This window comes from Proteiniphilum propionicum, assembly GCF_022267555.1.
Taxonomy (GTDB): domain Bacteria; phylum Bacteroidota; class Bacteroidia; order Bacteroidales; family Dysgonomonadaceae; genus Proteiniphilum; species Proteiniphilum propionicum.
Window position 1 is genome coordinate 786,782 of sequence record NZ_CP073586.1, and the last position, 16,665, is coordinate 803,446.

At 40.5% G+C, this 16,665-nt stretch carries 9 protein-coding genes; 1 reads left to right on the forward strand and 8 read right to left on the reverse strand.

The genetic code is table 11. The annotated features are described in order from the left end of the window. Positions 1-13: 13 nt before the first annotated feature. Positions 14-3,208, reverse strand: a complete 3,195-nt coding sequence (locus KDN43_RS02985) for a SusC/RagA family TonB-linked outer membrane protein (RefSeq protein WP_238868211.1) — start codon at positions 3,206-3,208, stop codon at positions 14-16. Between the two features lie 99 nt (positions 3,209-3,307). After that, on the reverse strand, positions 3,308-5,611 hold the full coding sequence (locus tag KDN43_RS02990) for a glycoside hydrolase family 20 protein (protein WP_238868212.1): 2,304 nt from the start codon (positions 5,609-5,611) through the stop codon (positions 3,308-3,310). Positions 5,612-6,251: 640 nt separating this feature from the next. Here KDN43_RS02990 and KDN43_RS02995 point away from each other — a divergent pair. Next, positions 6,252-10,250, forward strand: a complete 3,999-nt coding sequence (locus KDN43_RS02995) for a hybrid sensor histidine kinase/response regulator transcription factor (protein WP_238868213.1) — start codon at positions 6,252-6,254, stop codon at positions 10,248-10,250. Positions 10,251-10,422: 172 nt separating this feature from the next. On the opposite strand, the gene trpA is transcribed toward KDN43_RS02995, so the two are convergent. The 6 genes from trpA to trpB form a co-directional block, all read right to left on the reverse strand. Beyond that, complete coding sequence (trpA, locus tag KDN43_RS03000; RefSeq protein WP_238868214.1) at positions 10,423-11,193, reverse strand: tryptophan synthase subunit alpha; 771 nt, start codon at positions 11,191-11,193, stop codon at positions 10,423-10,425. 63 nt (positions 11,194-11,256) lie between these two features. Then, on the reverse strand, positions 11,257-11,868 hold the full coding sequence (locus KDN43_RS03005; RefSeq protein ID WP_238868215.1) for a phosphoribosylanthranilate isomerase: 612 nt from the start codon (positions 11,866-11,868) through the stop codon (positions 11,257-11,259). Positions 11,869-11,955: 87 nt separating this feature from the next. Then, entirely contained in the window at positions 11,956-12,762 is an 807-nt protein-coding gene (trpC, locus tag KDN43_RS03010; protein WP_238868216.1) for an indole-3-glycerol phosphate synthase TrpC, read from the reverse strand. Positions 12,763-12,859: 97 nt separating this feature from the next. After that, complete coding sequence (gene trpD, locus KDN43_RS03015) at positions 12,860-13,855, reverse strand: anthranilate phosphoribosyltransferase (RefSeq protein ID WP_238868217.1); 996 nt, start codon at positions 13,853-13,855, stop codon at positions 12,860-12,862. 175 nt (positions 13,856-14,030) lie between these two features. Then, the gene (locus KDN43_RS03020; RefSeq protein WP_238868218.1) at positions 14,031-15,437 is read right to left on the reverse strand and encodes an anthranilate synthase component I family protein; all 1,407 of its coding nucleotides are present in this window, start codon (positions 15,435-15,437) and stop codon (positions 14,031-14,033) included. 21 nt (positions 15,438-15,458) lie between these two features. Then, a complete protein-coding gene (gene trpB / locus KDN43_RS03025) occupies positions 15,459-16,646 on the reverse strand; it encodes a tryptophan synthase subunit beta (protein ID WP_238868219.1) in 1,188 nt (395 codons plus the stop codon). Between the last annotated feature and the right edge of the window lie 19 nt (positions 16,647-16,665).

The window sequence follows — 16,665 nt, forward strand, 5'->3', positions numbered from 1 at the left end:
ATATGTCTTTTAATTAAAAGTTAATACTCATACCAACGGATAATGTCCTGACCAATGGATATGTCTTTGTAACACCGGATGCCCAGGTACTGCTATAACCGGTACCCAAGACTTCAGGGTCAAACTGACTGGTCAAACTGGTAATAGTGAACAGGTTTTCGCCTGATAAGAATAATCTGAGGTTATTGAGGTTTATTTTATTCATCATTTTCTTTGGAAAGGTATAACCAATTTGAGCATTCTTCAAACGAATATAGGCCGCATTTTGTAAGTAACGGGTCTGAACATACTGGTTCTTACCGGCGCTTAGGATCGGACGTGCAAAATAAGCATCAAGGTTTGCACCATCGGGGTCTCCTTCCGGACGGAAGAAGTCGAGATGTTGAACAAATCCACTCGATTGCCATTTACCTCCTGCTGCACCAAAGAATGTATTTCCGGCACACCAGTAGTCGCGTTTTCCAACTCCCTGGAAGAAGATGCGAACATCAAAACCTTTCCATGCTGCATCAAGATCGAGACCGAATTTGTAGCGAGGGAGATTGTTGCCAATAATCCTGAGATCACCCGGATCTGTGATAGTGCTGCTCCCGGTATTTATTTTTTTGTCATCGTTGAGGTCGCGATACATAATGTCTCCGGCTTCCCATTTGCTGCCAATTTGAGACTGGTCGGTAGTAGCCAGGTGTTCTTGCATCTCTGCATCAGTTTTGGCGATGCCGATTGTTTCAAATCCCCAGATCTCACCTAAATATTGACCTGCCAGGTATGTTGAGATTGATCCGGTCGGGTTAGGGTAACGGTCAATTTTTTGACGGTCGTCTGATAAGTTTGCTTTAATTCCATAAGAGAAACTTCCTATAATATCGCGCCAGCTAAGGTCTAATTCAAAACCTTTTGAGGTTAAGTCAGCATTGTTGGTACGAGGTACTGCAATACCAAGAATATTTGGAAGCGCTGGTGCAGGCCCTACCATATTCAATGTATTCCGTACAAAGTATTCGGCTGATAAATTTAGACGGTTGTTGAACGCTGAAAGGTCAAGGCCGATATTCCACAAACGGACAGTTTCCCATCCCAACGATCTGGAAATAAGGGCGGGAATGCTCGATATGTTTTGCTTGGCTCCATTAATTATCCATGAATTCCAGTTAGTGTTTGAAGCACCTGCTGTAAAAGGCATAGTCTGTATATACGGATACAGGCTTTCTGTATTCTGATTGCCCAACTCTCCCCAGGATCCGCGTAACTTGAAGTTACTTACGAACTTGTTGGAATCAATTGTTTCCCAGAACGATTCGCGTGCAATGTTCCATCCGAGAGAGAAAGAGGGGAAGAAATTCCAACGTTTTTCCCTTGCAAAACGTGAAGTACCGTCGTAACGGCCACTGACTTCCAAAAGATAGCGCTCTTTGAAGTTGTAGTTGATACGCCCGAAAAAACCTGCAGTAGCCCAATCGTTGATGTTGCCATAAATCCCCGTATCTTTACCTGATGCAGCTCCGATTGCCTGAACCTCCTGGCTGATAAGGCCAGCACGAGTAACCCCAACTTCATTGTACTTGTTCAGTTCGGACTGAAATCCAGTCAAGAACAGAAAAGAGTGTCCGCTATCTAGATTAAGCGCGTAGTTAGTATAAACGTTTGGGTTGAAAAAGTTAGTGCGTGCGCGGCTCTCTGAAATACTTGTAGTGCCTGATGTATTGGCAGGCGTATTTTGGACAGTCCAATCGGTGGTAAATAATGTTGTTTTGTGAGTAAGATAATTATCTGTACGATAGTTCATCTCAGCAAAAATCTTCCAATTCTTTACAAATTCGAATTCCAGCTGCAACTGCTGATAGAAAATATCATTTTGTTGAATATTCCTGCCGCTGTTCATAATAGCATTGGCAAAGCTTCTGTAGTGCCCGTTAGGATCAATTAATGGCTCAGTTGGCCAACGCTTAGCAATATCGTGATAAATCTGGGCATCGTTCATTGACAAATATGTTGGTTTGTCAAGGTCGTTACGTATCCACTTCGTACTGTAATTAGCCTTTAGGTAATCGGTAACCTGAGCATTGATTTTTGCAGTAGTAGTGTAACGTTGCAATTTATCAGGGGCAAAAGAGATAATACCGTTTTGAAGCATATAGTTACCTGATACGTAATATTGGAACTTTTCCGTACCACCACTAATGCTTAAGTTATGCTCGTGTGAGGTATGTGTTTCGCCAAACATGATGTCATACCAGTTATTGTTTGCATTCCCAATCCAGTTCCAGGTTGTTCCATCAGCATTGGCATAAGTCTGATCGGTAATTTTTCCTGCTTGATAGTCAAGAATTAATTTCATCACTTCATCGTTATAGGTGACCCCCTCACCATTATTTATCGCAGCTCGATTGAAGTATTTAGCGAAAGTATAAGAGTCCATTGTCTCCGGCCTGTTAATAGCATTGGTAAAACGGATGTTGTTGTTGTAATTTACAACCACTTGTCCGGCTTTTCCTTTTTTAGTTGTAATCAAGATAACACCGAACGGAGCACGTGAACCATAAATAGCCGAAGATGCAGCATCTTTCAAAACCGAAACACTTTCAATGTCTTGAGGGTTGAGATTATCAATGCTACCTTCCATCCCATCAATAAGTACCAAAGGGGATGCTTTTGAGTCTTTACCGATGGTGCCTGCACCACGAATGTTAATATTAAGGTTATTACCTAACTCCCCTCCGTTTCCACCGTAGCTGAAGTTCATACCCGGAATAGCACCTTGCAGGGCTTGAGTCACAGAGGCGACAGGGCGAGATTCAAAAACCTTGCTGTCAACTGTTGATACAGCACCGGTTAAATTTACTTTCTTCTGGGTACCAAAACCTACCACAACAACCTCTTCCAATAACTCAGTGTCAGAAGTCATAACCACATTAATAGTAGTGCGTCCGTTTACAGAAACCTTCTGCGTTTTCATACCTACGTAGGTGAACATCAAGTTTCCGCTTGCCGGAACATTGTTCAACACATAGTTTCCTTCAATATCGGTAGTGGTGCCTATAGCAGCATTACCTTCCACAATAATGGTCGCTCCTATCACTTCCAGTCCGGTATCGTCTTTCACGTTACCTTTCACCGTAATGGTTTGAGCATACATTCCTAAAGACATCATCCACAGCATGGTGAATATTAGTCCTTTCCACATAATAATTGAATGTTTCCTATTCATTCTGATTTTTTTTAAAATTAATAATTGATTCATAAATCATGGCTGTTTTTATTGTTTTAGAATAGCTTTTTATATTTTTGATTAACTACATATGTTTTGTTAGTTTATAACAACTTCATCCAGATAAACCCATGTTTTTTGTCCTTGTCGCACGTGATATGGCGGACAAATTCCCGGATTTTTCACATCGATACGTATATATCTTGCAGAAATATTACAGAGAAGGAGTGATTTATCTTCACTAAAAGTTCCTTCGCGAAATATTTCCTCATAAGGGGTTTTCAACTGTCCGATTTGATGGAAATTCTCACTGTTTTCTGAAACAGATACTGTGAATTCGGATGGTTGATGCACCCCCATACCACTATTGGTTATGGTGCCAATGGAAAGAAACTGTAACGCCTGTACTGTCCCCAAATCAATAACAAACGAAAAATCAGTATCGTACCAACCCCTCCATTCAGAATCGGTGTGTTTCAAACTTCCCCGAACTCCGTTCACAAGCAACAATAAATTTCCGCTTGTTCCTTTAATTTTTGCTGCTGTAGCTTTGTTGAAACGTATTGGAAACGACAACACCTCTCCCATTCGCAAACCGTTTTTAAATGCGGCGGCTTTTATAAAAGTATACTTATCCACAACTAAACTTTTTTCAAAAATATGCGATTGATGTGTAGGTTGTGACCCATCCACGGTATAATGCACTTGCACATCGGGACGGATACAACTTATCGATACTTCTAATCGTTTATCATCTATTGGGAGCACAAGGTGATCGAGGTTATACATAGATGCGGCAAAGGAGATACGCATTGCCGCAAGCCTATCTGTAAATGCATCAAGCCGTGGTAAGAAATCATTCCAGTCTGCAGCATTTTTATCGCGCCACGCCATATCTGCAAAGGCTATCAAACGCGGGAAAACAAGATATAGTACATCTTCAGGCGATGAGCAAAATTCAGTCCAAAGTGAGGCCTGAACGCCCATCAAGAGGTTTTGCGCGTTTTTATCCCAGTCCGGTTGAACAGGTTCGTAATCGTAAACGTCTTTAAGCGTATTGTTCCCGAAATAGGTAAACGGCTCAAACCACTGAGGCCCCTGATATCGGATTAAATAAAGCTTTTTGGCAGGAGTCATTACAAACCTGTGTCCGAGTTTAGCTGCTTTTATCGCTTCTTGTCCATTGCCCTGCCAACCGAAAATTATTGCATTTTCAGGAATTTTACTATTCGTCAGTTCATCCCAACCCATTACTTCCTTTCCTTTACTCTGAACATATTGACCGACACGTTTCATGAAATAACCTTGCAATTCTTCTTCTGTTTGGATATTCTCTTTTTTCATTCTTAATTGGCATCGCGGGCATTTCTTCCAATAATACTTATTGGCTTCATCGCCGCCAAGATGAATGTATTTTGAAGGGAAGAGAACCATAATCTCATCCAAAACATCTTGGAGAAAAGTGAAAACACTGTCGTTTCCTGCACAGTAAATGTGTGAACGACCCTCTCCACCGCCAGGTATTACACCGAAAAACTCATCATCAACAGGACATGCTAATTCGGGATAAGCTGCCAGTGAAGAAACCGTATGGGCAGGCATCTCTATCTCTGGAATTACATCTATCTGACGATCAGCCGCAAAGCTCACTATTTTGCGGACATCATCCTGAGTGTAAAATCCACCAACTGTAGCCGGTTCATGCGCCTTTTGATTTCGCCTGTTCGGAAAAGGATAAACATTACGGTTTACGCACCACGCTCCAATACCGGTAAGTCTTGGGTATTTTTTGATTTCAATTCTCCAGCCATTATCGTCAACCAAATGCAAATGAAGTATATTGAGTTTAAGCATTGACATTGCCTCAATGATTTTCAAAACCGTTTCCTTAGGAATAAAGTAACGCGACACATCCAACATTAATCCGCGATAGCCGAAACGCGGCTTATCTATTATTTCTCCGCATGGCACTTTCCACTCAATTTTCTTTATATTAATGCTGCCTTCAATATCAGCAGGCAGCAACTGTCGTAAAGTTTGGAATGCATAAAAAAATCCGGCATTTGTTGATGCTGAAATCTGAATTTTTGATGGATATACGTTCAGCTTATAGCCTTCAAAAGGAATTGATCTGTCTGTTTTGAGCTGAATGTCTGATTTATTTGATTCCCCTGATATAATCACAGGTCGAAATCCAGCTGAACTAACAAAAATATCTGCAAAAATTTTTGCAGATATATATTGCTCTTCACTTTCAACCGAAATTGTGGTTTGCGGAGAAAAGTTAAAATAATCTTTGTTGTGCCTATGAGCTGATACAACTGGTGTAATATTATATGCCTTAACTAAAGGACTAAAAGCAGATATTAATATAAATACGAAAAAAAAACTTTTTTTCCTCATGTAATCTTAAAATTAGCATTTTGAAATAAAAGACAAGATCATAGTTTATTAAAAAAACTCACATATAGGGATATATTGATAAATGTCATTAAATGACATTACCGATTAGAACTATTATAATTTGTTTGAATGTTTTTGCGAAATTCTAAAAAAATTCGTGAAAGAATGTTCAAAAACATCTAATCTATTTCAAATAATATCTATTTAACATATTCTCTTGCTTATAAAGGCCTATGATAATATATTGATATGTTTTAGCATTTTATTGATAACATGATATATAAGTCCACTTCTATAAGTATTTTTCACGTAAAGTGGACCAAATGCATATTAAAATTAAATGTATCCTGTTAAATGTACAGGTTTATATTCAACGATGGAATAATTGTCCATGCGTGTATTTACATCCCAACTTATTTGAGATTCATTTAAAATAGAAGCAGGTTTCTCCGCAAATTAAGTTAAGGTTATATCTCCTTTATTTAATTGAGATAGTTAAGGGGTGGATCTGATCTATAAATTAAGTTAAGATAGTAGTTGAAGAGCACAATTATGAGACAAAATTTATTAAGAAAAAAACATCATTTATCAGTTTCAATTAGCTAATTTTGTAGAATGAAAACGAAAGGGGAAAATTTTTATGAGCTATACATTTAGAAACCGGTTTTTAATTTTTATAGCTATCTTATTTTATCTTTTACCGTTATTTACAAAAGCTCAAAATAACAACTTCTACAATTTCCATACTTTTTCTCTTAAGGATGGATTGACACAATCTACAGTATATGCTATTTTACGTGATAATAATGGCTATTTGTGGATTGGCACAGGTGCTGGGTTGAGTCGTTTTGACGGTCAACTAACCACCAGATATTTTGCTTCTATTAATGACAGCGAAACAATTCCCGGAAACCGTATCTTTTCTATCATTGATGATACAATGGGCAATGTATGGATAGCTACTTCCGGAGGATTAGTGCGCTTCGATGATAATAAAAATATCTTTGAGCGTCAGGAAATCAATGGAAAACCAATTATCGGAAACACTTTATCTGTTTTACCTGATGGCATTTTTTGCACCTCTGTCGACTCGTTTTACAAATATGATTACAAAACAAAAAAATGGCAAACACTACCTGTAAAAAGTAAAAATAAAGTTGATTTATTTTTCACAAGTACTGTTATGCTGAGTAATAACAAATTCTTATTAAGCGCCCGGCACAAGAATTTGTATCTTTACGATATCAACACAGGCGAATTCTGTGAAGCTGCATTTTACGAAGGAAAACATGATGTGAACAAAGTTTATCTCGATAATCAAAATCTCATTTGGGTTGCACCATACGGCGAAGGGCTCATGTGCTATTCACAAACAGGACAACTGATTAAAATCTACAATACCGCTAACTCCGGCTTGAACAACAATGTGGTATTAGATATTATTGAGCACAACGGCAGCCTATGGATTGGAACTGACGGAGGAGGGATTAATATTCTGAATACTGCTAACGATGAGTTTTCTCATTTACTGCCTATCCCGGAGAAAACATCTTCATTCCCTGCAAGGGCTATCGCTTCACTTTACAAAGACAAATGGAATAATCTTTGGGTAGGCAGTATTCGCAACGGATTAATTGAAGTCAAATCAGTATTTATGACTACTTACCTGCAAACTACATTTGGCAACCCTCATGGACTAAGCAGTTCTACCGTTATCTCATTACTGCAGGAGGACGACAGTACCATTTGGATTGGAACAGACGGAGGTGGGATTAACAAATTTAATCCTAAAAACAGAAGTTTTGAACATTTTCAGGCTTCAATTGGCGACAAAGTTTCCTCAATTGTGAAACATACAAAAGATGAGTTGTTGATTTCGGTTTTTGGGCAGGGTGTTTATTATTTTAACAAAAAAACCGGTCGGAAACGTCGTTTGATAGTGATGAATGAAAAGGAAGATTTTCGTGTGCTCAGATCTGGCTATACAGCAACCTTGCAAACCAATGATGGCATACATTATCTAATTCTTTCCGATAGTATCTATGAATATGACAGCCGGAATAATTCATTCACAATAATACATTTAGAGAAAAATATCTCTGAACAAAGTCATGTGATACGACAGGTAATATCTGATACTAATTGCAGATTTTTATTCACTGCAAACACCCTGTATTCACGTACTGAAAATAAAGAGTGGAAAAAAATGATTTCATTCCCTTCGGAGGAGATTATTGGGACTGTTGCACTCGGCTATGGTGAGACCTTATGGATTGGTACAAACTACGGGCTTAATCGTTTTAATCCACATACAGATAGTGTGGCACATACAATTCCATTACCTTACGAAAGTTCCATCACATCTCTTATATGTGATTACCAAAATCGTCTATGGATAGGTACAAATGGTACATTATGGGTATATTATGTTAACGAAAACCGTTTTGAACAATTCGATGTGTCAAGTGGAGCCATACCTAATGAGTATATGCCACGCTCAGTTATGATCTCCGGCAGTGGAAATATCTATATGGGTGGAGTAAACGGACTATTGTTTATTGACAAGAATATTATTCCATCAAAAACTACACAACCGGAAATTCAACTTAATGAGGTAATTTGTAACGATAATTTGCGTCAAAAACTTTATACAGCCGGAAAAAATATTGGGGAACCACCACGCTTAAAATTAGCTTGGAACAAATCATCGATAACTATGCAAATAATGGTTCCGGAAAAAGATATTTTCAGAAAACGTTTGTTTCATTACTATATTTCAGGATTTTCCGGTAAGCCAATTGAGACTGAAGACCAAAATATTACTCTGCAGTCACTTCCCTCAGGCAACTTTACTATTTCTGTATCGTGCAATTTAGCTAATGGCTTATGGAGTGACCCGCAAAAAATCCTATATCTTTCCGTATTGCAGCCCTGGTGGAAAAGTAGCTGGTTCATCGCTCTTTTTACTCTTGCTGCTTTGGCTGGTATCATTTTGACTGTATTTTGGTATATTCGCAAAAAAGAGAATGCTCATAAATGGCAACTAGTTATGCATGAGCAGGAAGTTTATGAAGAAAGGCTGCGGTTTCTTACCAATATAAGTCATGAATTACGCACACCACTAACACTTATTTATACGCCGCTAAAACGAATTATAAATCGGTTGCCTGAAACAGGAACAGGAACAGGAACAGAAAATGAAAAAAATGAAATTACCGGGATTTACAAACAGGCAGCAAAAATGAAAGAGATTATCGATATGGTGCTCGATATGCGTAAAATTGAAACAGGTAATGAAAAGCTAAACATCGAATTATATCCGCTGCACGAATGGATTATAGATACGGTAGAGTATTTTTCTGAAGAGATGAAGTACAATGAAATTACCCTTAAGTACAATTTTGACGAACATGTAGATAAAATTTCTTTTGACAAGAGAAAATGCGCCATAGTCTTATCTAATCTTTTATCCAATGCGCTAAAATTTGGCGGATTCAAAGGCAATATAACCATAAGTACCAAGTTGAGCAAAATTGAAAATTGTGTTCGAATATCTGTCTCGGATGAAGGTAAAGGGCTGAATGATTTAGATACCGACCGGTTATTTTCATGGTTCTATCAGGGAAAGCACGAGTATGGGGGGAGCGGTATCGGCTTGGCTTTTTCAAAGAAGTATGTTGAAATGCACAAAGGAAAAATTGGTGCACAAAGCAACAAAAATGGAGTAGGAGCAACTTTTTATTTCGAATTGCCTTTAAATCAACATCAGCTTAATAACGATGTTACCATAAAAGCTCAATGCAACGAGCTAACTGATAACGAGAACGATTCATCATATTCACAATATAAAGCAATACCTCGTTTCAACACCTCAAAGCTCTCTTTGTTGGTTGTTGAAGACAATCCTGAATTGCTCATCTTCTTAAAACAAAATTTCAGAGACACATTTCACACCGTTTTAACTGCAACAAATGGTGTAAATGCATTAGAAATAATTCGCAGTATGCAACCCGACATTATTTTGAGTGATGTTGTTATGCCTCGTATGGATGGTTTTGATCTTTGCCGTATTGTAAAATCGGATATCTCCATAAGCCACATTCCTGTGGTGCTGCTCACTGCACGTACCGGTTCAGAGGATACGTTACTGGGATATAAGCTTGGTGCGGATGCTTATGTAACGAAACCTTTCGATATTGATTTTCTTCAAACCATACTCGAAAATCAACTTAACGCTAGAGAACAAATCAGGGTGCAATATAAATCTAAAGCTACTGTTATGCAACCTCATGAAATAACTTTCAGTAATGCCGATGAGCACTTTATACAAAAACTTAACGCGCTTATTGAAAAACATTTAGATGACTCAAAATTCAACGTCCCATATATTGCCACGGAAATGGGGATGAGCCGGGCATCGCTTTACAACAAGATGAAAGAGTTACTGAATATCGGGGTAAATGATTATATAAATCGAATAAAACTTGAAAGAGCGGCTTTTTTATTAACCTCAAATCCAGATTTAGAGATCGCAGAAATTGCATCGAGAATGGGCTTCTCATCCCAACAATATTTCAGCACAAGTTTTAAACAATACAAAGGTGTTTCGCCGAGTGAATATCGGAAAAGGGAGCCCTGACGTGATGTAACCATTTCTCTGAACCTGATTCCTTTCGGCACTATGATGAAAATGGGCACCAGCACGATCAGTGCGGAGGCAATACATTGGGAAAAACATTGAAAATCCGTCTATTCTCTTTTCTCGGAACAAGCGGAGTGCAAGGATATATGAATATATTCAAAAAAACCACTCAGCGGATCTCTTGAATAAGTTTTTTCACTGCTCTTTCAATCGTCTTTTCACTCTTAAGCAGAGAGATGAATTTGCTACCTATTATTGCTCCCGAAGCTTCCCTGCAGGCAGCATCATATGTCTCTTTATTTGATATTCCAAAACCTATCAGGCGGGGATTCTTTAACTGCATCGCATTTACCCGCCGGAAATATTCGAGACTATCCTCACTAAAGGTGTCTTTGGCGCCGGTCACCGAAGCATTGGAGACCATGTAGATAAAGCCGGAAGTATGTCTGTCTATCTGCCTGATCCGTTCTTCCGATGTTTCAGGAGTAATAAGCATTATCATTCGAAGGCCATACTCTTTAGCAATGAATTTATAAGATTCCATATATTCGGCAAAAGGTAAATCGGGAATGATAAGACCGTCAATTCCGCATCTGGCTGCTTCCCTGCAATAATTATCGAACCCAAACTGAATTACCGGGTTGAGATACCCCATCAGCACCAGAGGGATCGATACCGACTGCCGCACATCGGTCAGTTGTGAAAAAAGAGTTTTCACGCTCATACCGTTACAGAGCGACTGCGCTCCAGAAGCCTGTATTACGGGTCCATCGGCCATGGGATCGCTAAACGGCACACCAATCTCAAGCAAATCCGCTCCATGTTTCTCAAGCGCCTGTATTACACCAACTGTATCGTCTAATTGCGGATATCCTGCGGTAAAATAGACCGATAAGATATTCTTTCCTTTCTCTTTAAATAATTGATCAATCCTGTTCATATCTGATTATTTCACTAAATTTAAACTTATTCTGCCACCTTCGCACCTCACCAAAAACCGGACTTAACGGAAGTGTTCTATTAATATTCTTATTAATTCAATATCTTTAATTGCCGGGGCAATCTCAAAACGACTGTTCACATCGATTCCTATATACTTGGGATGTGAAAAATATTTCACTGACTCTGCATCTTCCGGTGAGATACCGCCACTTAACAGAAAAGGTGTTCCGCCACGGTAATCCAAAAGCAGCTCACGGTTGAATTTCCTGCCGGTACCACCATAAAGCGGTGATTTTGTATCGAAGAGAAAATAGTCGCAACAACCTTCATAACGTTCCGTAAGCACTATGGGGAAGGGCTCATCTATGCTTATTCCAAATGATTTTATCACCGAAAAGCCTTTATCTCTCAACGCATTGCAATATGCAGGAGATTCATTTCCGTGCAATTGCAAAATCTGCAAGCGGTTATTATCAGCCAATGCAAGAAGAGAATCGATATCCTCATCCACAAAAATGCCTACTCTCTTCACCTTCTCCGGGATATAGGCCAATTTTCCACCTGTGTAGCGGAGCGACTTCCTGTAAAAGATAAATCCCATCCAATCCACCCCCAGCTGTTCTACTTTGCGAATGTTCTCTTCATCGCGCATACCACACACCTTGATGATCATTTTTCAATTCTTTTATTCATGCTTCATCGTTATTAACTTATACGGCTCCTCTTTATTATCCACTAAATTCAAGTTACTCACTATGAATTACCTGGCATTGCCGTTACTACCGGTAATATCATCTATCATCTCTTTCAGGCTCTTTCCTGGATTATCGCCCTTCATAAAATGTTCTCCGATAAGGAAACCACGATACCCTGCCTCTCTCAACTCTTTAACGATTGCAGCATCAGAAATGCCGCTTTCTGAAATCAGAATAGCCTCTTCCGGAAGTAGCTCTGCCATACTGAACGACTTCTGCAAGTCGGTCACAAAACTTTCCAGATTACGATTATTTATACCGATAAGAGTGTTAAGCGGAGTGATATAGTCCACCTCTCGTTCATCGTGTAGTTCCAGCAAGACCTCCAGTTGCAGGTCGCAGGCCAGTTGAGTTAGCTCTATGCATTCCTTCTTTGTAATAGCTGCCGCAATAAGCAGTACAGCGCTAGCACCTGCCAGTTTTGCTTCAAACAGCTGGTACTCATCTATGATGAACTCTTTCCGCATTACAGGAATCTTCACTCCACAGGATGCCTTTTCCAGATCTTCCATCGTTCCTCCAAAGTATCTCTCATCAGTGAGAACAGATAGTGCCGAAGCACCTGAGGACTCATATTCCTTTGTCACCCTGCTCACATCGGCAGAACGGTACAGCCACCCCTTGCTTGGAGAACGACGCTTAAATTCTGCTATGATTCCTGTTTCTGAAAATTCCAAAGCTGTTTTCAATGAATAGAAGGGGATAACGGCATCCTCAAGCTGCTTTTCCAGGAAGGGGAAGGGCTGCTTTTCCTTTCTCCGGGCAACTTCTGTTCTTTTATGTATAATGATCTCTCTTAATATATCTTTCATCTGTCGTCTGCTTTCTGTTTACTGTTGTCTGATACCGGCTCACCTATGCGGAAAATACTCCGGAACGGATTCAATGAACGTTATCCATATTCTCTTTTCAACTGTTTAACGTTACAAATTTCTCCAGCACCATCAATGCCTTTTTCCCATACAATGAATCTTCGGCCATTTGTAAACACTCCCCGATAGGTTTCTCCTGATCGATTGTCTGAATGCCGAAAGCAGCATTAACCAACACCGCATTCATCTGTGCATCAGTCGCCCTGCAATTAAGAACATTCCGGAATATTTGAGCAGCCTCTTCAGGGGTGTCCCCTCCATACAACGCCTCCTGTGATACACGGCTAAAACCGAGTTCTTCAGGGACAAACAGCTGTTCGCCTTTATTTGAGGACACTTTAAACTGACTTGTGAGAGATACTTCATCATAACCGTCAAGACTATGTACGATACAGAATTTCTTATCCTCCTCCTGGTAAATATAACTGTATAACCGCAACATAGACAGGTTGTAGACACCCAGCATCTGGTATTTGGGTTGCACAGGGTTTACAAGCGGCCCCAGCACATTGAAAAAATTGCGGACTCCAAGGCTTTTTCTCACAGGAGCTACAGCCTTTAATGCCGGGCTGAACAGAGGAGCGTGAAGATATGTAATATGGCAGTTCTCCAGACTTTTTCGAAGAAGATTAATATCGGTAGTAAACTTCACTCCCAGCTGCTCAATAACGTTACTTGCACCACTAATGGAGGTGGCCCCGTAATTGCCATGCTTAACTACGTTGTATCCTGCTCCGGCAACCACAAAGCATGCCGATGTAGAAATATTAAATGTATTTTTGCCGTCGCCGCCTGTTCCCACAATATCCAGCGGACTGTATTCAGACAGATCTGTCGGTAAACGCATCTCAAGCAGTGCATCGCGAAATCCCAGTATCTCATCCACCGATATGCTTCGCATCAGAAAGGAGGTGATAAGAGATGCAATCTGGGTATCGGGAATATCTCCATTTACAATATTGAAAAGTATCTGTTTGGCTTCTTCTCGAGAAAGATAATGAGAGTCAAAAAGCTTATAGAGTATTTCTTTCATACTATATTCAAATATTTTATTATTCAAGTTTCGTATATATAAATTAAAACATATACAGCTAAATATGAGGCCTGTGAAATGTATAGTGGGAACCCATTCGATGAAACAGTCGTAATCTGATAAGCTGTTTGAGCAAAACAAGTGAGCGCTATATTATCATTGTACCGCTTGATATTTATGCATTAAAGAGAGTTGCCGCTTTGTCGATGGCCAGCTTCAACGCTCCCAGCTTATTATTTACTTCGTTCAGTTCGTAAGTATCGTTACTTTGAGCAATTACACCTGCACCGGCCTGATACCACAGATCATTATTCCTGCTCACAAAGGTCCGGATAGTAATAGCCTGGCTCAAATCGCAATTAAGACCAATAAACCCAATACATCCACCATATGCACCGCGGTTGTGAGGCTCTATTTCGGAAATGAGCTGCATAGCCCTCACCTTTGGTGCACCGGAAAGAGTGCCGGCAGGGAAAGTGTCAAAAAAAGCTTTTATGTGATCGGCATTTCCATTGAGAGTTCCGCTCACGCGTGAAACCAGGTGTATCACATGAGAATAAAACTGAGGCTCTTTGAAGAACTCCACCTTTACATCGTGTGCATTACGACTCAAATCGTCCCGTGCAAGATCTACCAGCATCGCATGCTCCGCATTCTCTTTCGGATCGTTCAATAGATAATCCAAAGCTTTCATATCATCCTGGTAGTTACCGCTCCGTTTGGTTGTCCCGGCAATCGGATCAATAGTTATGGTCGATCCTTCTATCTTACAGTGCGTCTCGGGTGATGAACCAAAAATGCGGAATCCGCCGAAGTCGAAATAGAAAAGATAAGGTGAAGGGTTTATGGAACGTAATGCACGGTAAACCTTGAAATCGTCACCCGAAAAGGGTTGCACAAACCTTCTCGAAAGAACAATCTGAAATAGCCTACCACCTACGCAGTGCTCCACTCCTTCACGCACACTATTTTTGAATTGTTCGTCGGTCATGGTGCTGTATTCTTCTCCTTCTATAAAAAAGTTGTAAGTAGCATAGTTACGTTGATTTATAAGTGATTCCAGTTTGTGTAGAGTGCTAAGCTCTCCTTGCTCTTTCAGTTCTATCAGTGTGATTTCATCTGTAAAATGGTTGAAGATCATCACATATTTATATAGGATATAGAGCATGTCGGGGGCATCGTTCCGCTCCTCTATGCTCTCTCGCACAGCAATATTATCCGTATATTTCACACAGTTGAATGTAGTGAAGCCGAATAATCCGCAATGCCCACTTTCACTACCAGTCACTTCAAAATGTCCAATAAAGCTGTTTAGTGCATCGGAGATGGTAAAATCTTCCGAAAGTTGCCGTTCTTCCTCCCGGTCATCAGGAAAGAGGAATCTGCAGATACCCCTGTTCACCTCAACTCGTGCAATTGGCTTTAGTGCCAAATAAGAGATACTGTTCTCATTGGCATGGTAGTCGGAGCTCTCAAGCAATGCCGACTGGGGAAATGCATCCCTTACTTTCAGGTAAGTGCTCACGGGGGTATGCAAGTCACCCATCACCTTTTTGCTGTTAGTTTCAAATTTGTATATCATACGATAATAGTTTTATTATGTTTAGTACTCTTTTTCATACCTGAAATATGTATCGAGATCCTTGTCTCCTCTTCCGGAAAGTGTCAATACAACAATATCACCGGGAGAGAAATCCACTTTCTCGAGCGCTGCAAGAGCATGAGCAGATTCAAGTGCCGGAATTATACCTTCATGCCGTGTAAGGTCAAATGCAGCTCTTAGCGCTTCGTTATCGTTGATAGCGTACACTTTTGCTCGCCCTGTAGCTGCAAGATTGGCATGTACCGGACCTATGCCCGGGTAATCGAGTCCGGCAGAGATGGAATAGGGCTCAGTGATCTGCCCGTCTTCGGTCTGCATCAGCAGTGTTCTGCAGCCGTGCAACACACCCGGTTTACCCAGATGGATTGTAGCAGCCGATTCGCCGCTGTCTATTCCTTTACCTCCAGCTTCAGCCAACACTATGCGAACCTTTTCATTATCCAGGTACTCATAAATGGTACCAGCAGCATTACTCCCGCCGCCCACACAGGCAAAGAGGTAATCAGGATAATCACGCCCCTCTTTTTCTGCAAGCTGAACCCTGATCTCCTTACTGATGACCGATTGCAAACGTGCTACAAGGTCGGGATAGGGATGGGGGCCGATGGTCGACCCTATAATGTAGTGGGTGTCGGCGGGATGGCTGCACCAGTCGCGTATTGCCTCGTTGGTGGCGTCTTTCAGTGTCATATTACCGGAAGTGACCGGAACAACCTTTGCACCCAACATCTCCATCTTTCTCACATTCACCTGCTGACGTTCTACATCGGTTTTTCCCATGTAAACCGTACACGGCATCTGCATCAGTGCACAAACAGTAGCCGTTGCTACGCCGTGTTGTCCTGCTCCTGTCTCTGCAATAATACGTGTTTTACCCATTTCACGGGCTATCAGGATCTGTCCGGTGGTGTTGTTTATTTTATGTGCACCCGTATGGTTTAGGTCTTCCCGTTTCAGATATATCTTCGCCCCGAAACGCTCCGACAGACGGTTTGAGTAATAAAGCGGCGAAGGCCGCCCCACATAATCGTGCAGAAGCCGGTTAAACTCTTTCTGAAAGCTCTTACTCTCGATAATTGCCAGATAAGCCTCCTTGAGGTCTGTTACACACTGATGCAGTATTTCAGGAATGTATGCTCCTCCAAACTCCCCATAATATCCCTTCCCATCAATTGAAAAATGTTGCATATGTTTATTTATTTAATTG

What these genes read in the sequence shown, in the direction of transcription:
- KDN43_RS02985 (WP_238868211.1), bottom strand. Translation starts at nt 3,208, where the DNA reads ATGAATAGGAAACATTCAATTATTATGTGGAAAGGACTAATATTCACC.
- KDN43_RS02990 (WP_238868212.1), bottom strand. Translation starts at nt 5,611, where the DNA reads ATGAGGAAAAAAAGTTTTTTTTTCGTATTTATATTAATATCTGCTTTT.
- KDN43_RS02995 (WP_238868213.1), top strand. Translation starts at nt 6,252, where the DNA reads ATGAGCTATACATTTAGAAACCGGTTTTTAATTTTTATAGCTATCTTA.
- trpA (WP_238868214.1), bottom strand. Translation starts at nt 11,193, where the DNA reads ATGAACAGGATTGATCAATTATTTAAAGAGAAAGGAAAGAATATCTTA.
- KDN43_RS03005 (WP_238868215.1), bottom strand. Translation starts at nt 11,868, where the DNA reads ATGATCATCAAGGTGTGTGGTATGCGCGATGAAGAGAACATTCGCAAA.
- trpC (WP_238868216.1), bottom strand. Translation starts at nt 12,762, where the DNA reads ATGAAAGATATATTAAGAGAGATCATTATACATAAAAGAACAGAAGTT.
- trpD (WP_238868217.1), bottom strand. Translation starts at nt 13,855, where the DNA reads ATGAAAGAAATACTCTATAAGCTTTTTGACTCTCATTATCTTTCTCGA.
- KDN43_RS03020 (WP_238868218.1), bottom strand. Translation starts at nt 15,437, where the DNA reads ATGATATACAAATTTGAAACTAACAGCAAAAAGGTGATGGGTGACTTG.
- trpB (WP_238868219.1), bottom strand. Translation starts at nt 16,646, where the DNA reads ATGCAACATTTTTCAATTGATGGGAAGGGATATTATGGGGAGTTTGGA.